Source organism: Kluyvera sp., assembly GCF_047971185.1.
In the GTDB taxonomy this organism is placed as follows: Bacteria; Pseudomonadota; Gammaproteobacteria; order Enterobacterales; family Enterobacteriaceae; genus Kluyvera.
Map to the genome: position 1 here is coordinate 26,731 of NZ_JBKDZH010000108.1, position 19,231 is coordinate 45,961.

17 protein-coding genes and 2 rRNA genes are annotated in these 19,231 nt (G+C 59.6%); 9 read left to right on the plus strand and 10 right to left on the minus strand.

Features of this window, described 5'->3' with window-relative positions:
* The first annotated feature begins 96 nt into the window (after positions 1 to 96).
* The 5 genes from ACK5JN_RS21530 (at position 97) to ACK5JN_RS21550 (ending at position 3,071) form a co-directional block, all read left to right on the plus strand.
* Entirely contained in the window at positions 97 to 339 is a 243-nt protein-coding gene (locus ACK5JN_RS21530; protein WP_416872011.1) for a DUF2164 domain-containing protein, read from the plus strand.
* Positions 336 to 806 carry a GNAT family N-acetyltransferase gene (locus ACK5JN_RS21535; RefSeq protein WP_416872012.1) on the plus strand — a complete coding sequence of 157 codons (471 nt, stop codon included), beginning with the start codon at positions 336 to 338 and terminating at the stop codon, positions 804 to 806. The genes ACK5JN_RS21530 and ACK5JN_RS21535 overlap by 4 nt, the downstream gene beginning before the upstream one ends.
* 77 nt (positions 807 to 883) lie before the next feature.
* Positions 884 to 2,035, plus strand: coding sequence for a double-cubane-cluster-containing anaerobic reductase (locus ACK5JN_RS21540; RefSeq protein ID WP_416872013.1), 1,152 nt, complete (start codon positions 884 to 886; stop codon positions 2,033 to 2,035).
* An 8-nt stretch (positions 2,036 to 2,043) separates the two neighbouring features.
* Positions 2,044 to 2,805, plus strand: coding sequence for a putative 2-hydroxyacyl-CoA dehydratase activator YjiL (gene yjiL, locus ACK5JN_RS21545; protein ID WP_416872014.1), 762 nt, complete (start codon positions 2,044 to 2,046; stop codon positions 2,803 to 2,805).
* Positions 2,802 to 3,071 (plus strand): DUF3343 domain-containing protein, encoded by a 270-nt coding sequence (locus ACK5JN_RS21550; protein ID WP_416872015.1) that lies wholly within the window; start codon positions 2,802 to 2,804, stop codon positions 3,069 to 3,071. The genes yjiL and ACK5JN_RS21550 overlap by 4 nt, the downstream gene beginning before the upstream one ends.
* Before the next feature lie 99 nt (positions 3,072 to 3,170).
* On the opposite strand, the gene ACK5JN_RS21555 is transcribed toward ACK5JN_RS21550, so the two are convergent.
* From ACK5JN_RS21555 to ACK5JN_RS21585, 7 genes are all read right to left on the minus strand, one after another.
* On the minus strand, positions 3,171 to 4,250 hold the full coding sequence (locus ACK5JN_RS21555; protein WP_416872016.1) for a glycoside hydrolase family 88/105 protein: 1,080 nt from the start codon (positions 4,248 to 4,250) through the stop codon (positions 3,171 to 3,173).
* A complete protein-coding gene (locus ACK5JN_RS21560) occupies positions 4,247 to 6,658 on the minus strand; it encodes a hypothetical protein (protein ID WP_416872017.1) in 2,412 nt (803 codons plus the stop codon). The genes ACK5JN_RS21555 and ACK5JN_RS21560 overlap by 4 nt, the downstream gene beginning before the upstream one ends.
* A gap of 238 nt (positions 6,659 to 6,896) precedes the next feature.
* Positions 6,897 to 8,567, minus strand: coding sequence for a hypothetical protein (locus tag ACK5JN_RS21565; RefSeq protein ID WP_416872018.1), 1,671 nt, complete (start codon positions 8,565 to 8,567; stop codon positions 6,897 to 6,899).
* Positions 8,568 to 8,639: 72 nt separating this feature from the next.
* Complete coding sequence (locus ACK5JN_RS21570) at positions 8,640 to 9,701, minus strand: DUF2955 domain-containing protein (protein ID WP_416872019.1); 1,062 nt, start codon at positions 9,699 to 9,701, stop codon at positions 8,640 to 8,642.
* Positions 9,691 to 10,758, minus strand: coding sequence for an HlyD family secretion protein (locus ACK5JN_RS21575; protein ID WP_416872020.1), 1,068 nt, complete (start codon positions 10,756 to 10,758; stop codon positions 9,691 to 9,693). Before ACK5JN_RS21575 ends, ACK5JN_RS21570 begins: the two co-directional genes overlap by 11 nt.
* 4 nt (positions 10,759 to 10,762) lie before the next feature.
* Positions 10,763 to 11,230: a MarR family transcriptional regulator gene (locus ACK5JN_RS21580; RefSeq protein WP_416872021.1), complete on the minus strand. Its 468-nt coding sequence runs from the start codon at positions 11,228 to 11,230 to the stop codon at positions 10,763 to 10,765.
* A gap of 95 nt (positions 11,231 to 11,325) precedes the next feature.
* A complete protein-coding gene (locus tag ACK5JN_RS21585; protein ID WP_416872022.1) occupies positions 11,326 to 11,664 on the minus strand; it encodes a YebF family protein in 339 nt (112 codons plus the stop codon).
* 656 nt (positions 11,665 to 12,320) lie between these two features.
* Between ACK5JN_RS21585 and trpS the strand changes: the two genes are divergently transcribed.
* From trpS to ACK5JN_RS21605, 4 genes are all read left to right on the plus strand, one after another.
* The gene (gene trpS, locus ACK5JN_RS21590; RefSeq protein ID WP_416872023.1) at positions 12,321 to 13,328 is read left to right on the plus strand and encodes a tryptophan--tRNA ligase; all 1,008 of its coding nucleotides are present in this window, start codon (positions 12,321 to 12,323) and stop codon (positions 13,326 to 13,328) included.
* Positions 13,329 to 13,591: 263 nt separating this feature from the next.
* Positions 13,592 to 14,659 carry an HlyD family secretion protein gene (locus ACK5JN_RS21595; RefSeq protein WP_416872024.1) on the plus strand — a complete coding sequence of 356 codons (1,068 nt, stop codon included), beginning with the start codon at positions 13,592 to 13,594 and terminating at the stop codon, positions 14,657 to 14,659.
* Positions 14,656 to 17,385 (plus strand): ribosome-associated ATPase/putative transporter RbbA, encoded by a 2,730-nt coding sequence (rbbA, locus tag ACK5JN_RS21600; protein ID WP_416872025.1) that lies wholly within the window; start codon positions 14,656 to 14,658, stop codon positions 17,383 to 17,385. Before ACK5JN_RS21595 ends, rbbA begins: the two co-directional genes overlap by 4 nt.
* On the plus strand, positions 17,385 to 18,509 hold the full coding sequence (locus tag ACK5JN_RS21605; RefSeq protein WP_416872026.1) for an ABC transporter permease: 1,125 nt from the start codon (positions 17,385 to 17,387) through the stop codon (positions 18,507 to 18,509). The genes rbbA and ACK5JN_RS21605 overlap by 1 nt, the downstream gene beginning before the upstream one ends.
* A gap of 40 nt (positions 18,510 to 18,549) precedes the next feature.
* On the opposite strand, the gene ACK5JN_RS21610 is transcribed toward ACK5JN_RS21605, so the two are convergent.
* From ACK5JN_RS21610 to ACK5JN_RS21620, 3 genes are all read right to left on the minus strand, one after another.
* Positions 18,550 to 18,681 (minus strand): hypothetical protein, encoded by a 132-nt coding sequence (locus ACK5JN_RS21610; RefSeq protein ID WP_416872027.1) that lies wholly within the window; start codon positions 18,679 to 18,681, stop codon positions 18,550 to 18,552.
* A 9-nt stretch (positions 18,682 to 18,690) separates the two neighbouring features.
* Positions 18,691 to 18,806 (minus strand): 5S ribosomal RNA (gene rrf, locus ACK5JN_RS21615).
* 94 nt (positions 18,807 to 18,900) lie between these two features.
* Positions 18,901 to 19,231, minus strand: a 23S ribosomal RNA gene (locus tag ACK5JN_RS21620); the annotation flags it as partial.

The following is a 19,231-nucleotide window of genomic DNA, read 5'->3' on the forward strand; positions in this document are numbered from 1 at the left end:
TCGAGCCGCCCCGGGGTCGGCGTAAACGCCTCGCCCGGGCTACCAACTTGTAGCCCGGCCAAGCGCAGCGCCGCCGGGAATGACACAGGAGTCTTTATGAGCACGGAAATCAACCTCACCCCCGCCGGGCGCGAGAAGCTGCGCGATCAGCTAACGGATTACTGCGCTAAACAGTTCGACCTCGAGCTGGAGCAGTTCGACGCGGAGTTCTTTATCGATTTTATTATCGAGAAGCTGGGGCCGGCCTTTTATAACGCCGGGATTGATGAGGCGATTCGCACCCACTTTGCGTGGAGCGAGCGCATTCAGGAAGAGATGGATCTGAAGAAAATTCTATGAGTTCACAGCACGCTATTCGCTCTTTACGCGACCATCCCGAGCAGATGGAGGCGGTTATCGCCTATTTCCAGCAACAGTGGGCCTCGGAAGCATCCATGATGGTTTACGACGACGCGCTGCGCCGCACGCCGGGGGCGAAAAATCCGCTGCCGCAGTGGTACTGGCTACAGGACGGCGAACGTATCATCGGCTGCGCGGGGTTGATTACCAACGATTTTATTAGCCGCGGCGAGCTGTATCCGTGGCTGTGTGCGCTCTATATTGAGCCGGAATACCGTCAGCAGGGGTTGGCCTGCCGGTTGATTGAGCATATTGCGCAGCACGCTCGCACGCTTGGGTTTAGTCAGCTGCATCTGTGTACCGATATCGATGGTTTTTACGAGAGAGCGGGCTTCGTATTCAACGGGCTGGGCTACCATCCGTGGGGAGAATCTTCCCGGGTCTACAGCCGAGAGCTGGGGGCATGATCAACAAAACCATACTTTAAACAGGGTTATAATGGCGACTCATTTTATCGTCTCCCGTGTTACGGGGAAGGAAAATCATGTCGCTTATCACCGATCTACCCGCCATTTTCGATCAGTTCTCCGAAGCCCGCCAGAAAGGCTTTCTCACCGTGATGGACCTCAAAGAGCAAGGCACGCCGCTGGTCGGCACCTACTGCACCTTTATGCCGCAGGAAATTCCGCTGGCGGCGGGCGCGGTGGTGGTCTCGCTGTGCTCCACCTCTGATGAAACCATTGAAGAGGCGGAGAAAGACCTGCCGCGCAACCTCTGCCCGCTGATCAAAAGCAGCTACGGCTTCGGCAAAACCGATAAATGCCCCTACTTTTATTTCTCCGATCTGGTGGTCGGTGAAACCACCTGCGATGGCAAGAAGAAGATGTACGAGTACATGGCCGAGTTTAAGCCGGTACACGTGATGCAGCTGCCAAACAGCGCCGCCGATGCCGCCTCCCGCGCGCTTTGGAAAGCGGAAATCCTGCGTCTTCAGCAGGCGGTTGAAGCACGTTTTGGCACGGCGATTACCGAAGCCTCCCTGCGCGAGGCCATCGCCCTCAAAAACCGCGAGCGCCGGGCGCTGGCTAACTTCTACCGCGTCGGGCAGCTCAATCCTCCGGCGCTCAGCGGCAGCGACATTTTGAAAGTGGTGTACGGCGCAACCTTCCGCTTCGATAAAGAGACGCTGATTGACGAGCTGAACGGCATGGCCGAGCGCGTGCGTCAGGAGTGGGAAAGCGGTAAGCGGCTGGACGCGCGCCCACGCATTCTGATCACCGGCTGCCCGATCGGCGGCGCGGCGGAGAAAGTGGTGAAAGCCATTGAGGATAACGGCGGCTGGGTGGTGGGCTATGAAAACTGCACCGGCGCGAAGGCCACCGAGCGCTGCGTCGACGAGGACGGCGACGTGTACGACGCGCTCACCGACAAATACCTCGCCATCGGCTGCTCGTGCATCTCACCGAACGACCAGCGTTTAACGTTGCTCAGCCAGATGGTGGAAGAGTACCAGGCCGACGGCGTGGTGGACGTGATTTTGCAAGCCTGCCATACCTATGCCGTTGAATCGATGGCGATTAAGCGCCACGTGCGTCAGCAGCATAATATTCCCTACATCGCCATTGAGACCGATTACTCGACCGCCGATATCGGTCAGCTCAGCACCCGCGTCGCGGCCTTTATTGAAATGCTGTAGGAGCGCGCGTGACGTTATCAATAGGTATTGATTCAGGGTCGACGGCCACCAAAGGCATCCTGCTGGAAGGCGGCGAAATTCGTCGTCGCTTCCTCTGCCCGACGCCGTTTCGCCCCGCCGACGCCATCGTTGAGGCATGGGAGACGCTGCGCGCCGGGCTGGAGACGCGGCCGTCTTTGACGCTGACCGGCTACGGTCGCCAGCTGGTTGATTTTGCCGATAAGCAGGTGACGGAGATCTCCTGCCACGGGCGCGGCGCACGGCTGTTAGCGCCGCAAACCCGCACGGTGATTGATATCGGCGGTCAGGACAGCAAGGTGATCCAGCTGGATGAAGACGGCAATCTCACCGATTTCCTGATGAACGACAAATGCGCGGCAGGGACCGGGCGCTTTCTGGAGGTGATTTCCCGTACGCTGGGGGCCAGCGTCGAGCAACTGGATGCGCTGACGGAAGGCGTTGAACCCCACGCCATTACCAGTATGTGCACAGTGTTTGCCGAGTCCGAGGTGATTAGCCTGCGCTCGGCGGGCGTGCCGCCGGAGGCGATTCTGGCGGGGGTGGTGAATGCGATGGCCCGGCGCAGCGCGAACTTTATCGGTCGGCTTTCGGCGCAGGGGCCACTGCTGTTTACCGGCGGCGTCAGCCACTGTGCGGCATTTGGCAGAATGCTGTCGGCGCATGTGAATATGCCGGTGCAGACGCACCCGGACGCGCAGTTTGCCGGGGCGATCGGCGCGGCGATGATCGGGCAACGGGTGAGAACATGACGGAGTATCTGTTTTTGTTTCACTCCACGCTCGGGGTGGTGCGCACGCGTAAAGCGCTCCAGGCGGCGGGGATCGCCTTTCGGGTCGCCGATATCCCGCGCCAGCTGCGCGGCGGCTGCGGGCTGTGTATTTATCTGTATTGTCCGCAGGGTGACGAACTACGCTGGGTGATCTCCGGCGCAACGGAGAGTATTTACCGCTGCGACGAGGGTTTTCAGCTGCTGCACGCATTCTCTGCACCCTCACATAACCCGGGCGAGGCATAAACGCCCGCGGTTTTGCCGGGTGGCGGCTTCGCCTTACCCGGCCTACAGAATCGTCCCGTAGGCCGGATAAGCGCAGCCTCATCCGGCACGCACCGCAGTTTAATGGCTCCACTTCTCCTGCCGCAACTCCAGCAGCAGCAGCATCATCAGCGCCTGGGCATACGGCACCGGGGCCATGGCGATATCGCAGTAGTATTGCAGATCCGGGCCGACCATCGTCCCTTTCGACGCTTCCAGCACGATCCCGCCTTCGTCGATCCGATCGCGCAGCGCGTGCCAGGCGCGCAGGGCATTGTCGGCGACCTTTTCATCGAGGATCCCCATCCGCACGCCGCGCAGCATGCCATAGGCGATCCCGGCGGTGGCGGAGGATTCCTGCGGCGACAGCGGATCGTCGAGCAGGGTGTGCCACATGCCGTTGTCAGCCTGTAGTTCGCACAGCGTATTGACCTGCCGCGCCACCACCACCGAGAGATAGCGCTTCACGCTGGCGTCGAGGCTGTCGCCGAGCAGGGCGATAAATTCGGGGATCGCTACGGTGATCCACGCGTTGCCGCGGCCCCAGAAGGCTTCCGAGAAATGATGTTTGCCGACAAACGTCCAGCCGTGATACCACAGGCCGCTCGCCGGTTCGCACAGGTAGCGGGTGTGCAGCAGGAACTGATACGACGCTTCGTCGATCAGATCGTTGCGCTTCAGCACCACGCCCGCCGTGCCGAGGAACAGGCAGGTCATAAACAGCGTGTCATCCCACAGGTGGCCGGTGTTCGGCTGCTCTTTCACCACGTGCTGGAAGCCGCCCTCTTCGGTTTTCGGCAGCGTGCGTAGCAGCGAATCGGCCCAGTCGTTGACCACCTTCAGCAGATCGTCGCGCCCGGTATGGCCGGCCACCAGCGCGAGGGTGATCATCGGCGCGGTGGTGTTGATCTGGATCGCCGGCAGCCCTTTTGCCAGCTGATCTTCATACCAGGTGAGGATCGACTGCTGTAATTGCGCGTCGTTCTGCTGACGAGCGTACTGCCAGAAACCGTACAGGCCGACGCCGACCTCCCATTCCCACTCTTCAAAGTGGATGGCAAACCCTTCGCCGCTGCTGGTGTCAACTTCGCCCATGTTTTTCAGGCGGCAGAAGCCCTGAACCACCTGCTCCAGCAGGGTGCTTAATGCTGTGTTGTTCATTGCGCGTCTCCTGACAGCGTAATCTGTAGTTCATTGCCCACCAGCGTCGGGAACGCGACGGCTGCGCCATTGTGCAGGCATTCACTCTGCCAGCTCAGCTGCATCAGCGTGTGTCGGCCATCGTTGACCACTGCGACATCCGCGTGATGCGCAATGCGCAGCCCCTGAATGCGCTGGCAGAACGCCTCGAAATCGCCCTCGCCCACCTCCAGCCACCACGCCACCTGACGTCCTTCGGCGCGAACTTCATCACCGATAACGCTCAGCGGCTGCGAGCAGAACACGGCGGCAAACGCGTTGCCCGCGCGCATCGCGTAGCCCTGCGCCACGGGGCGCACTTCATCAAAGGCTTCGGCGTGAAGGTGAAGATGGGTCCAGCCCAGCGCCTCATGCTCATCCATCTGCCACAGCAGCATCGCCCGGTTGTCGGCCTGCATCACGCGCGGCAGCACGCCGTTGCCGGCCCAGAAGGAGGGGCGCGCTTCGCTGCCCGGCGCAACGTCGCCCGGATGGTTAATCCACAGACGGGCATCCGGGCGCGTGGCAAACTGCACGTCGACCAGATGCTGCTGATGCCCACGTTCGCCGGTGTGATGATCGACACAGCTGGAGAGCGACACGCCCGCCTGTTTCCAGGCGACGATATTGCCGCCGCCGCACTGGTAGTGGGCGCTCAGCGTGCCGTGGTTCAGACGCGCATAGCGTGCAGACTCTACCGGCGGCACATAGTCGCTCAGGCAGAAGAACGGCAGCGAGGCGCACTTACGGTTAACGTGCCCACCGCCCCAGGCGACGTGGCCGAAGGCGGAAAGCTCGCTCATCGGGCTCGCCAGCAGCTCTTTTTCATACACGCGGCCCATGGTTCCCGCGGCAATCCCGGACTGGTAGTGCAGCGCGCTGGTGAGCATCAGGCGGTCGATCAGATGGCGCGCGCGCTGGCGCAGCGTGGCGTCGTCGGCCAACTGATAGAGCGCGAACAGGCCAATGTAGTCTACCGGGTAATACGGCGCCGAATTCCACTCCACGAACCCCTGTTGTTCAACCGCATCAAACCAGGCGTGCAGACGCTGGGTGGCGATCGCCCGCTGTTCGCGACCTCGACGGCCAGAAGCGGTAAACAGATCGTCGGGGAACAGCTGCCCGGCCAGGTACTGCGCGGTGTGGAAGCACAGCGCGTGGTTCTCACTCCAGTACCACATCACGTCGTTGCCCAGTTCGTCATACCCGTAGCGATAGCCGACAATCGCCGAGCGCACGCGCTTCCACAGCACCGCCGGGAAGTGTTCGCCGTGGAAGTCATGCCAGATCCACAGCAGCGGTACCATGGAGAAATCCGAGCAGTCCTGGCGGGCACTGATACGCTGGAGCGTGCTTATCAGCAGTTCCTGCGCCAGCGGGCCGCTGTCGCCAACGTGCAGCATCGCCAGCAGGCGGCCGGTGCGCGGCACGCCGTGTTCGGCGATGTAGCTCAGCGCCACGCGCTTGCGGGTCTCCAGCACGCCCTCGCCGCCGGGCAGCACGTCGTCGGCCAGTACGGTCAGGCTCAGGCTGCGGCTCATGGTGACGTCGCCCAAACGGGCGGTCAGTTCAAGGCGATAGTGTCCCATGCCAACGTTTGTCGGCAGCGGCAGCGTCAGCCCGGTGCTGTCGGCGGTCACCGTACCGAAATCCAGCGCACAGGTGGCGATGGCGTCGTTGCCCAGGCTGTGGATAGCGCCGCACAGATGTAACGTCCGCTCTGCCAGGCAGTCCAGATGCAGCCGCTGATACTGCGCGGTCGCCGTGGCGGGCAGCGAATCCAGTACCACCTGCAGCGTCTCAACGTCGTCGCTGTTCAGGCCCGGCAGCGCGGCATCTAGCGCCGTCTCGCCGAGGTAGACCATGCGAAAGGCAAAAATCGTGTCGCGTTCAAACAGCTCGTCGAGGTGAATCAGCAGCGCGTTGTCTCCCTGCTGAAGCGGGATGTCAACGGCCTGCGTTTGCAGTGTGTTGCGGGTAAACGGCGTAAAGCAGGCCGCCAGTTCACCGTCACGCCAGATACGCACGCCGCCGCAGGTGGCAATCTCAAAGGGATAGGTCGCCGTCTTCGGCGCATGCAGGGTGACGCACAGCCAGCGCTGGCAGTGGGTCGCCACGTTCTGGACGCCGGAAAAAGTCAGCGTATCGCTGACGCCGGTCCAGGTGATGGCCGCCGCCGGAAGCGCACGCGCGGGTGACACCGTGCGCTGCGCCGCGTCGCGGCGGAAAATGCGTCGACAAAAGGAGTCCTGCGCCGGGCCTTTGCCGTTGGCGAACTGATAGTCCATCGGTTCATCCACCGCTTCACCGGTAAAAAATTCGGCAAACCGCTCATTGTGCGGCAGTGACACCGTAAAGCGCGTCAGCGCCTCGCCCGCAACCAGCCTCATAATACTTTCCTCAATAGCCGCTCAGTTATGACGCGCTATTTTCTGGAAAGGATGAGAAGCAGGCTATCAGCAGGATGGCGGGGTTTTGCGGAACTGCCCGATCATTCACATTCCCGGGACATCGCCCGGATGAAATGTGACGAAAATCACACCCAGCAATCCATTGCCGCCGTTGATAGCGGGAAAACTCACGTTTCCCGCCATCGAGGCGTTAATGGTTGGTGATCGCAATCACATTTCATCCCTTCAGCTGCGTCAACTCGTGGCTCAGACTGTCGGCCAGCATGCGCACGCGGGTCGGGTCAAACATCACGTGTAGCCCCGGCGAGGCGTCGGTGTGGCGGGTGCAGAAACTCTCCATCTCGGCGGCGCAGCGGTACAACTCCTGAATATTCACCTGGCAAATCTCGCGCATGCTCCAGCTGTTCTCCACCAGCCGCGCGAAGTGCAGCGTGAAAAAGGCTTTTTGCGCGTGGCGGAATAGCAGGCAGTAAAGGTCGAAGCCCTGCCACTCCTCCCGCCAGCGCTGGTGCAGCGAGAAGGGAAACGCGGCGCGATCGGCAAACGCCAGCGCCTGCTCGCGCAGGGTCACCGCGGCCTGGTAAGCGCTGTCCTTTTCTTCGGCAATCAGCGACAGGTTGCGCCCGGAAATCCCGACGTCGCTGGCGCTGAAGAAAATATCGCGTTCGGAACCGGGCAGCCAGTGGTTGCGGTTAAGCTGGCCGTACAGGCTCCACACCGCCTGCCCGTAGCTGGCGGGCACCTGGCTGTGGCGATGGAAGACGTGATCGCGCACGTAGATGGCCTGATACAGCACCTGCCCGGCCTGGCCCATCAGCGACTGAAATTCGTCGAAGGTTGCCTCATCGGGACGCCAGCCGTAGCACTCATCCAGCCAGTGGGTCAGCAGCGCCGCGCGGGTCAGATGCTCGTTTTCCCGCGCCAGAATCTGGCTACAGGCCACCAGATTGCACTCGCTCAGCGTGCCCATCACCCAGTGATTATCGACCCCTTCCCAGCTGGTTTTGCACACCGCGCCGGTGATGGTCGGGTTGCCACGGCACCACAGCAGGCGGCCCTGAAGTTCGTCAATGCGCGGGAACGGAAACACGCCCCAGCCCACCTCTTCGCCCACCAGATCCAGCTCCACCCATACGTCGCGATCTTCTACGTCCAGCAGCGCCGGGTTGTTGGGAAAGGTCGGCCAGAAGCGCTCCGGCGTTAGCTTAATCGACACCGAGACGCACTCCGGCAGCGTGCGAATGGCCTCCATCACGTTGCTGATGTCGTGGTTGCCCGCCGGGAAGGCGCGCAGCACCAGGTGCTTATTTTCACGCATCACCGCGCGGGCCATGGCGCTGAAGCATTGGGTATAGCGGGAAAGGCTGCGGGGGTCGATATGCGGCGAGGGATCGTCCTGCCCGGTCAGCTCCCAGTTGGGCCGGGAGATGGGCAGCAGGCCGTCGGTGTTGGAGAGCGCCACCAGCAGGCCGCTGATGTCGGGGATCTGTTGGCACAGTAACGTGAGCTTATCCGCCAGATACTGGCACCAGAATTCGACGTCGAAGCGGATGCTGCCGTCTTTATCAATCAGCTGCGGGTGCGCCGCCAGCAGGTCGGCGGGAAAGCTCAGCTCTTTGGCCTGCAGGTAAAATTTCAGGCCATGCTGACGGCAGAATCCGGCCAGCCGGTTGAGGTACACGCAGCGGGCGCGCTGCTGGCTGGAGAGGCGATCGTTGTACTGATGCGGGGTGTAGCCTTTCGGCGAGACGAGCTTATCAAACAGGTCCGTTTGCCCCACCACCACGGTATTAAACTCATGGCGAGCCGCCCACAGCACCAGCTGGCAGGCTTTATCCCAGTTCCAGAACTCCTGATTATTCAGTTCCAGCGCGCGCGTTTTCCACATCGTCTCTCTCCCTCTCACCAGGCGGCTATTGTAAGCACAGATGGAGGGAAACAATCAGCGTCCGGAAGTGCGTTACTTCACAATAAAGCGCGTTGGCGCAAAACAGTTGAGCAGGCGGTGCAGAATAAACACCAGCGTCAGCGTGGCCAGCAGCGAGACCGTGACCGAGGTGGCGCGGTAGAGATCGCTGAACACCAGATCGCCGTCCGGTTGGAGGTTCTGACCAAACATAATGCCGATGGTGGTGATACTGGCGAAGCCGACGCCCGCCCCCACTTTCTCCATCACGTGCAGCCGGGCGCTGAAAGCCAGCCCGAGGCCGATCAGCGGCATCATCAGCAGCATATGGCTGCTGTGGTCGTAGAGGATCAGCTGAATCACCAGAATGTACAGACAGGCCAGCACTACGCCCGCCACGCGCCAGATCGAGCTGATCACCGCGCCGCGGTAGTGCATGGGGAACAGGATCAGGATCCCCGCCATCAGCGCCGACAGCGAGTCGCTGAGATCGCTCACCTGGAAAACGATAAAGATAATGGTCGCCACGGTGCCGGAGAGCAGCGATTCATGGCGCACGCGGGCGTCGTCTTTTTCAATCAGCGGCGGCGGCGTGCGCGGTTCGGCGTCCGGGATCAGGTAATGCATCAGCGCGCTCAGCCCCACCGCCATCACGCTGGCTTCCACGTTGGAGAACAGCAGCGTATGCCAGTTGGCCGAGGGGTAGCTCATAAAGTTGAGCATCACGCTCTGGCACACTACCCCCATCGAACCGAACAGGAACAGCGGCCCTTTGCTCATAAAGCGAAAACGCATCACGTACAGCGCAAACACCACCAGCGTCATGATCACCGGCCATTGGCTCAGATAGCCGATGATCAGCACCATTTCGAGGCAGTTCAGCGAGGCGCTAAAGATAAACTGTTTGGCGACATGGCGGTTAAACACCGGCACCAGCGCCGTTAACAGCAGCGGGTAAACCACGTAGAACACGCCGTACTGGGTATCGAAAAAGCTCGAAATACTCAGCGCTAACATGCCGGCAAAAGAGATGCGCAGAGTCTGCCGGAAATCATTCGCCGTATAGACGATATTGCCGTGAGGGGTGAAGACCTGCGCGAGGGTATTAATAGACATAGTGCAACCAGCTCACCAGATGGATTTGCAGGCCGGAGAAGAAGCGGGCAAACGCGCCCTCGCTGTTGTACAACTGCACGGTGGCGCGCGCGCCGGTCGGCAGGGTTTTCTCCAGCGGCTCCTCCAGCGCCACGTGAATACGCATACGCTGCGCGTCACGCACCCAGCGGGTGGACTGCTCCGGCTGCGACAGTTCGCCGTTCACTTCTTCCTGGCCGGCAAGGATCCCGGCGTCGCTGCTGGTCACCCGCGCGGCGAACACTTTCCCCGGCAGGGCATCAAACACCACCGCCGCATCGGTGCCCTGCCGGGTATGGCGCAGGCTCTTTTCACGGAAGTCGGCAACGATGTCGGTCTTCTGATTGACCACCGCCATCACCGCGCTGCCCGCCGAGGCGTACAGGCCAGGGCTAAGCTGCAAGTTACTGACGGTGCCGTCCGCTTCGGCGCGAATTTGGGTCCAATCAAGGTTGAGCTGTGCTTCCTGTAGCGCCGTCTGATACTGCTGGAGGGTGACGTTGCGTCGGTCATCGCGCTCGCCGCGCTGAATTTGCAGGTTGTGGATCGAGGCGCGCAGCGCGCTGACCGACTGCTCGCTGGTCTGCCAGGTGGTGCGTACTTTATCGAGATCCGCCTGCGAGACGTTCTGCATGCGGCTCAGGCTCTGGTAGCGTTCGTAGGTCACGCGATCGTTGCGGGCGGTGAGCTGCGCGGTTTTGAGGTTGGCCTCGGCAGCGGCGATTTGGGCGTCCAGCTGCTGGTTGCTCAGTCTGGCCTGAGCCAGCGCTAGCGCAGCGGCATCGACCTTATTCTGGAACGGCGTCGGGTCCAGCTCGTACAGCAGGTCACCCTTTTTCACTGCGCTATTGTTGTGCACGTAAACCTGCGAGACGTAGCCGGATACGCGGGACGAAATTGGCGTCACCACGCGCATCACCGTGGAGTCCGGCGTCAGCGGGATCCAGATATCGGCAACGATAAAATAGGCAAACATCAGCAGGAAAGAGGCAATACTCACCCTTACCCAGCGGGCAAACTTCTGTTCTGGCGTCATCATGGTGTTAGTCGGTTTTATTATTTTGTTCGCGGATATTCCGCAGATTGCAGGCTATTTGATTCAGGGTGTCGCTAAACTTCGCGATGTCCTCAGCGGGAATACCGGTGGACACGCGGGCCTGGAAGACTTCAATCACCTGGTTTAGCGTCTGGAGCACCGACCGACCTTCGTCGGTCAGCGTCAGCAGGCGAATTCGTTTATCGTACGGCGATACCGTGCGCAGCAGGTAGCCCTGCTGCTCAAGCAGGGTGAGCGTGCGCATCAGCGGCGGCAGTTCTATCCCCTGCATTTCCGCCAGCTCGCTCACCGAGACGTTATCGCCCAGCTGATGCAGCTGCATCAGCACCGTCCAGCTGGACTGGGTCAAGCCGGTATCGGTAATCGCATGATCGATGATCGAACGCCATTGGCGCACGACCATGGCCATGCGCATTCCCATCGGACGATGGGCAAACAGTTCATCTTCAGTCATGGCAATCTCCGATCGTTTTGTACGATTACGATAATACTTACCATGATAAGTATCAAGGAACGAACGGTCTTAACCGCATGGATTGTAAAATGGCCCTACTTACCGGCGATGTATTCCACGTCCATCGTTTCGCAGTCGACAAAACCAATCCGTGCCAGTTTAGTCATCGGCCCTTTGGCCACGAACGGCACGCGATATTCATCTTCTTCGATGGTGACTTCACCAAAAATCAGCTCCGGCGTCAGCGTGCCAAGCGTGCTTTTCTCGCGATACCAGTGCGGAAAGCGGCCTCGTAAATAGTCATCTTTGACGCGCAGCAGCGCTTTACGGGAAAGATCGGTGCGACACGCGGCGGCGGTGTCGGAAAACGTTTCATCGATCACAAATATGATGGTAATGCCCGCAGTCAGCAGGCTACAAAATAGTGCGGTCACTAATAATGTTTTTTTCATGCTGAAGGTAGGTATGTTGAGTTTAATAATTATGGCATCAGTAATTATTCTAAAAACAAATAAAAACATGTAAAGCAATGCGTTGGTATTGTTTCGTAAATATCGAGCGAATGACTCAATATAAAGGATGAGTTGCCCTCTATTACGATGATCCTCCCTGTTAGCCCATGGTGATTATTATGCTACCAGTCAACCCAATAGACGGCTGACGGTTCTCCTGCCGCGTGAGTTTAAGTCGGATAAACAATGCTACACAATTCGTTAATTACGATATATGACCGCGATTTATTTTGAAGATTAAAGACCTCGAGAATAACTAATACCAGCAAAGGTTCGTCAGCATCATGAAATATCATGAGGGATACGCCACGTTATTATTCTCTTTTATAGAAAATCATTATTTCTTATTTGTTGAAAAATTTGCTGCCTGGCTGAGCAGTAAAAGGTAGACAGCCCGCCCAATCTGGTGGCAGGATAAAGAGATGAACACAAACGTGACCGTTATCCGCTCAAACCGTTGGTGGCTGCCTTCATAACAGGCGGCACGGGTTACGTTATCTTTTTTCAAAGCCGCCGAAAGGCGGCTTTGTTGTTTATCAGTCTCGTCTTTCGGCTTTACGCCTCATAAGGAGCAACTGATGAATACAACGCATACCATTCTTACCGGCGACCGTCCTACCGGGCAGCTACATCTTGGGCACTACGCGGGCTCGCTGCGCCAGCGCATTGAGCTACAGCATCAACACCAGCAGTTTATCCTGATTGCCGACCTGCAGGGGCTGACCGACAACGGCAGTAACCCGCAGAAAATCAGCCACAATATTCTGGAGGTCATGGCCGACTATCTGGCCGTCGGAATCGACCCGCAGCGCACGACGATTTGCCTGCAATCCGCCCTGCCTGCGCTGGCGGAGCTGACCGCGCTGTATATGAATATCGTCACCGTCGCGCGCGTGGAGCGTAACCCGACGGTAAAAAATGAGATTGCGCAGAAAGGCTTCTCCCGCGCGCTGCCGGTGGGCTTTATGGTCTATCCCATCAGCCAGGCCGCCGACATTACCGCATTTGGTGCCGATCGGGTGCCCGTTGGCGACGATCAGCTACCAATGATCGAACAAACCAACGAGATCGTGCACAAGATGAATAGCCTGACGACCGAGCCAGTGCTGCGCCACTGTAAGGCGATGCTGAGCGACGTCAGCCGCCTGCCGGGCATTGACGGCGGGGCGAAAATGTCGAAGTCACTGGGCAACACGCTCACGCTTGGCGCCAGCGAAGCGGAGATTCATCAGGCGGTCAGCGCGATGTATACCGACCCCAATCACCTGCGGGTGGCAGATCCAGGGAAAATTGAGGGCAACGTTGTCTTCACCTACCTCGACGCCTTTCATCCCGATAAAGCTCTGGTCGCCGACATGAAAGCGCATTACCAGCAGGGCGGGCTGGGCGACAGGCAGTGTAAAAACGTGCTGGAAGCCTGTTTACAGGAGCTGCTGGCTCCAATCCGCGAGCGTCGCGCCACCGTGATTCAGGATAAAGGTATGCTGCTGGATCTCCTGCGCCAGGGCAGTGAACGGGCGCATGAGGTCACGCAGCAGACGCTGCACGCGGTGAAGCGCGGGCTGGGGCTGCCCATTTTGTTCTGAACGCCCGAGGGCATCGACCAGAAAGTGGATGCCCTGCGCGCATTTTGATTAATCGTGTTACAGAATCCGCAAGACCCTGTTAATGGTATGGACATAATCAATGTCGATGCTAGTATGACATTGACAGTAGCTATATTTATGCGTGTTTCATTTCCGGCCTGGAGTGCTGATGATGACCACATGAGTAGCACACTTCACAGCATCCTCCTCCCCTTCAGACCGGTACGCGCACCACTTCGCCACAGGGAATAAGCGGGTAGCGTATGGACAAATTCAAGCAGCGTTGGGTCTGGTATATCGTCGGTTTCGCGGTGGTGATTGCCGCCGTGGCATGGTGGATGCTGCGTCCACCAGGGCTACCGGAGGGCTTCGCCAGCAGTAACGGCAGAATTGAAGCCACCGAAGTGGATATCGCCAGCAAAACCGCCGGACGTATCGAGGCGATTGTGGTCAAAGAGGGGCAGTTTGTCCGCCAGGGCGACATCCTGGCGAAGATGGACACCCGCGTTCTCAACGAGCAGCGGCTGGAAGCCGCCGCGCAAATCAAAGAGGCGCAGAGCGCCGTCGCCGCGGCAAAAGCGCTGCTCGACCAGCGGCAAAGCGAAATGCGCGCCAGCGAAGCGGTGGTGAAACAGCGCCAGGCCGAGCTGGACTCAACGTCTAAACGCCACGCTCGCTCCAGCACCCTCTCGCAGCGCGGTGCGGTATCGGCTCAGCAGCTTGACGATGATCGCGCCGCCGCCGAAAGCGGCCGGGCTGCGCTCGAATCTGCCCGCGCTCAGGTCTCTGCGGCTAAAGCGGCCATCGAAGCAGCGCGTACCAGCATCATTCAGGCGCAAACCCGCGTCGAAGCCGCCCAGGCTACCGAACGACGTATCATGGCCGACATTGACGATAGCACGCTGAAGGCTCCTCGCGACGGGCGCATTCAGTATCGCGTCGCCGAGCCCGGCGAAGTGCTGGCCGCCGGTGGCCGGGTGCTGAATATGGTCGATCTGGCCGACGTCTACATGACCTTCTTCCTGCCGACCGAGCAGGCTGGCCTGCTGGCGCTGGGCAGCGAAGTGCGCCTGATCCTCGACGCCGCACCGGATCTGGTGATCCCCGCCCATATCAGCTTTGTCGCCAGCGTCGCCCAGTTCACGCCCAAAACGGTAGAAACCAGCGACGAGCGGCTGAAATTGATGTTCCGTGTGAAAGCGCGCATCCCGCCCGAGCTGCTGGCTGAACACCTGGAATATGTGAAAACCGGCCTGCCGGGCATGGCCTACGTCCGACTGGATAACCAACAGCAATGGCCCGCCATGCTGATGGTGAGGCTGCCGCAATGAAACAGGACGTACATCCCCCGGTCGCTCAGCTTGAGCACGTCGGCCAGCGCTTCGGCACGACCGTGGCGCTCAACGACATTACGCTGACCCTTCCGTCCCGCTGCATGGTGGGGCTGATTGGCCCGGACGGCGTGGGCAAATCCAGCCTGCTGTCGCTGATTGCCGGTGCGCGGGTGATTGAACAGGGCAATGTCATGGTGCTGGGCGGCGATATGCGCGACGCCGATCATCGTCGCGACGTCTGCCCGAAAATCGCCTGGATGCCGCAGGGGCTGGGCAAAAACCTGTATCACACGCTGTCGGTATACGAAAACGTCGACTTCTTCGCCCGCCTGTTTGGCCACGATAAGCGCGAACGTGAAGCGCGTATTGATGAGCTGCTGCACAGCACCGGGCTGGCGCCGTTCCGCGATCGTCCGGCCGGGAAGCTCTCCGGCGGTATGAAGCAGAAACTGGGCCTGTGCTGCGCGCTGATCCACGATCCGCAGCTTTTGATCCTCGATGAACCCACCACCGGCGTCGACCCCCTTTCCCGCGCGCAATTCTGGACGCTTATCGACAGTATCCGCGAGCGCCAGCCTGACATGAGCGTACTGGTCGCTACCGCCTATATGGAAGAAGCCGAGCGCTTCGACTGGCTGGTCGCGATGAACGACGGGGAGGTGCTGGCCACCGGCAGCGCGGAAGAACTGCGTATGCAAACCGCCAGCCAGACGCTGGAACAGGCGTTTATCGCGCTGCTGCCGGAAGCGCAGCGCAATGCGCACCAGCAGGTGATCATCCCACCGCGCGACGCGAGCGAAGAAGAGATTGCCATTGAAGCCCGCGGCCTGACGATGCGCTTCGGCGATTTTGTCGCGGTTGACCACGTTAACTTCCGCATTGCCCGCGGCGAGATTTTTGGCTTTCTGGGATCTAACGGCTGCGGTAAATCCACCACTATGAAAATGCTGACCGGGCTGCTGCCCGCCAGCGAGGGCGAAGCGTGGCTGTTCGGCCAACCGGTGGATCCGAAAGATATCGCCACCCGCCGCCGCGTCGGCTATATGTCGCAGGCCTTTTCACTGTATAGCGAGCTGAGCGTCCGTCAGAACCTGGAGCTGCACGCCAGGCTGTTCCACATCCCGGACGCCGAGATCCCCGGGCGCATCAAGGAGATGAGCCAGCGCTTTATGCTCACCGATGTCGAAGATGCCCTTCCTACGGCGCTGCCGTTGGGGATCCGCCAGCGTCTGTCGCTGGCGGTAGCGGTGATTCATCGCCCGGAAATGCTGATTCTTGATGAGCCGACCTCCGGCGTTGACCCGGTCGCCCGCGATATGTTCTGGCAGCTGATGGTTGACCTGGCGCGGCGGGATAAGGTCACCATCTTTATCTCCACCCACTTTATGAATGAGGCCGAGCGCTGCGACCGTATTTCGCTGATGCATGCGGGTAAGGTGCTCGCCAGCGATACGCCGCAGGCGCTGGTAGAGCAGCGCGGTGCGGCGACGCTGGAAGAGGCCTTTATCGCCTACTTACAGGAGGCCTCTGACCCCGCTCCCGTTACAGAAATAGGGGATGCGCCCGTGAAACCCGAGAGCGAGCCGCCACGCCGGGCCTTTAGCCTGCGCCGCCTGTTCAGCTACAGCCGCCGTGAAGCGCTGGAACTACGACGCGATCCGGTGCGCTCGACGCTGGCCCTGCTCGGCACGGTGATCCTGATGTTTATTATGGGCTATGGGATCAGCATGGACGTCGAGGATCTGCGCTTTGCGGTGCTCGATCGCGATCAAACCGTCAGCAGCCAGGGCTGGGCGCAGAATATCGCCGGGTCGCGCTATTTTATCGAGCAGCCGCCGCTGTATAGCTACGACGATCTCGATCGCCGTATGCGCGACGGCGAGCTGGCGGTGGCAATCGAGATCCCACCTGACTTTGGCCGCGATATTGCGCGTGGCACACCGGTGCAGATTGGCGTGTGGATTGACGGCGCGATGCCAAACCGCGCGGAAACGGTGCGCGGCTACGTGCAGGCGATGCACCTTTCGTGGTTACAAGAGATGGCCGGGCGGCAATCTTCTGCCAGCCGGGATAACACGTTGATTTCTATTGAGACACGCTATCGCTATAACCCGGACGTGAAAAGCCTGCCGGCGATCGTCCCGGCGGTGATCCCGTTGCTGCTGATGATGATCCCGGCGATGCTCAGCGCGCTGAGCGTGGTACGGGAAAAAGAGCTCGGTTCGATCATCAATCTGTACGTCACGCCGACCACCCGCAGCGAGTTTTTACTCGGCAAGCAGCTGCCGTATATCGTGCTGGGGATGTTCAACTTTCTGCTGCTGTGCGCGCTGTCGGTGTTTGTCTTCGGCGTGCCGCACAAAGGCAGCTTCCTGACATTAACGCTGGCGGCGCTGCTGTACGTCACCATCGCTACCGGGCTGGGACTGCTGATCTCTACCTTTATGAAGAGCCAGATTGCGGCGATCTTCGGTACGGCGATCATTACGCTAATCCCCGCCACCCAGTTTTCAGGGATGATCGACCCGGTGGCCTCACTTGAAGGGCCGGGGCGCTGGATCGGCCAGATCTACCCAACCAGCCACTTCCTGACCATCGCGCGCGGTACATTTTCGAAGGCGCTGGGCCTGAGCGACCTGTGGGTATCGTTTATTCCACTGCTGATTACCGTGCCGCTGGTGCTAGGGCTTTCCGTGTGGCTGCTGAAAAAACAGGAGGGGTGATGCGCGGACTACGCAATATTTATAACCTCGGCGTAAAGGAGCTGCGTAGCCTGCTGGGCGATAAGGCAATGCTGGCGCTAATCGTGTTTGCCTTTACCGTGTCGGTTTACTCCTCCGCAACGGTAATGCCCGGCTCGCTGCATCTGGCGCCGATTGCCGTGGCAGATATGGATAAATCACAGCTTTCCTCACGGATTATCAATAGCTTTTATCGACCGTGGTTTCTCGAACCGGCACTGATTACCGCCGATGAGATGGACGCGGGGCTGGATGCCGGACGGTACACCTTCGCCATCAACATTCCGCCGAATTTCCAGCGTGACGTTCTGGCGGGCAGGCAGCCGGATTTGCAGGTAAACGTGGATGCCACGCGCATGAGTCAGGCGTTTACCGGCAATGGCTATATCCAGAATATCGTCAGCGCTGAGGTGAACAGCTTTGTGTCCCGTTACCGCGAAAATAGCGTGCTGCCGGTGGAGTTGGCGGTGAGGATGCGCTTTAACCCGAACCTTGAACAGGAGCGCTTTGGCGCGGTGATGGCGATCATTAACAACATCACCATGCTGGCAATCGTATTGACCGGCTCGGCGCTGATCCGCGAACGCGAGCATGGAACGGTGGAGCATCTGCTGGTGATGCCGGTGACGCCGTTTGAGATTATGCTCGCCAAGATCTGGTCGATGGGGCTGGTCGTACTGGTGGTGTCGGGACTGTCGCTGGTGCTGATGGTTCAGGGGGTGTTGCAGGTGCCGATTGAAGGCTCAATCCCGCTGTTTATGCTGGGGGTGGCGCTGAGCCTGTTTGCCACAACGTCGATCGGTATTTTTATGGGGACGATTGCCCACTCAATGCCGCAACTGGGATTATTGATGATTCTGGTGCTGCTGCCGCTACAGATGCTTTCCGGCGGTTCGACGCCGCGCGAGAGTATGCCGCAGCTGGTGCAGGATATTATGCAAACCATGCCGACGACCCATTTTGTTAGCCTGGCGCAGGCGATTCTCTATCGCGGAGCGGATTTTGCCATCGTCTGGCCACAGTTTTTGACGCTGCTGGCGATTGGCGGGGTATTTTTTACGGTCGCGCTGGTGCGTTTTCGTAAGACGATTGGGGAGATGGGTTAGCGGGAGCCGCCCCGGCGTCGGCGTAAACGCCTCTTCCGGGCTACGCGGGCGTTTCATCCGCAATATGACCACCGTCATCACCGTCCGGTAGCCCGGGCGAGCGCCAGCGACCCCGGGATTTCACCACGCCACAGACGCAAAAAAGCCCATCCGTCAGGATGGGCTTCTTCACTTATTTGATGCCTGGCAGTTCCCTACTCTCGCATGGGGAGACCCCACACTACCATCGGCGCTACGGCGTTTCACTTCTGAGTTCGGCATGGGGTCAGGTGGGACCACCGCGCTACAGCCGCCAGGCAAATTCTGTTATCAGACCGCTTTGTGCGTTCTGATGTTATCTGTATCAGGCTGAAAATCTGTCTTCTCTTCGCCAAAACACCTTCGGCGTTGTAAGGTTAAGCCTCACGGTTCATTAGTATCGGTTAGCTCAATGTATCGCTACACTTACACACCCGACCTATCAACGTCATAGTCTTTAACGTTCCTTCAGGAGACTTAAAGTCTCAGGGAGAACTCATCTCGGGGCAAGTTTCGTGCTTAGATGCTTTCAGCACTTATCTCTTCCGCATTTAGCTACCGGGCAATGCCATTGGCATGACAACCCGACCACGAGTGATGCGTCCACTCCGGTCCTCTCGTACTAGGAGCACCCCCCCACACTTCTCCAGCGCCCACGGCAGATAGGGACCGAACTGTCTCACGACGTTCTAAACCCAGCTCGC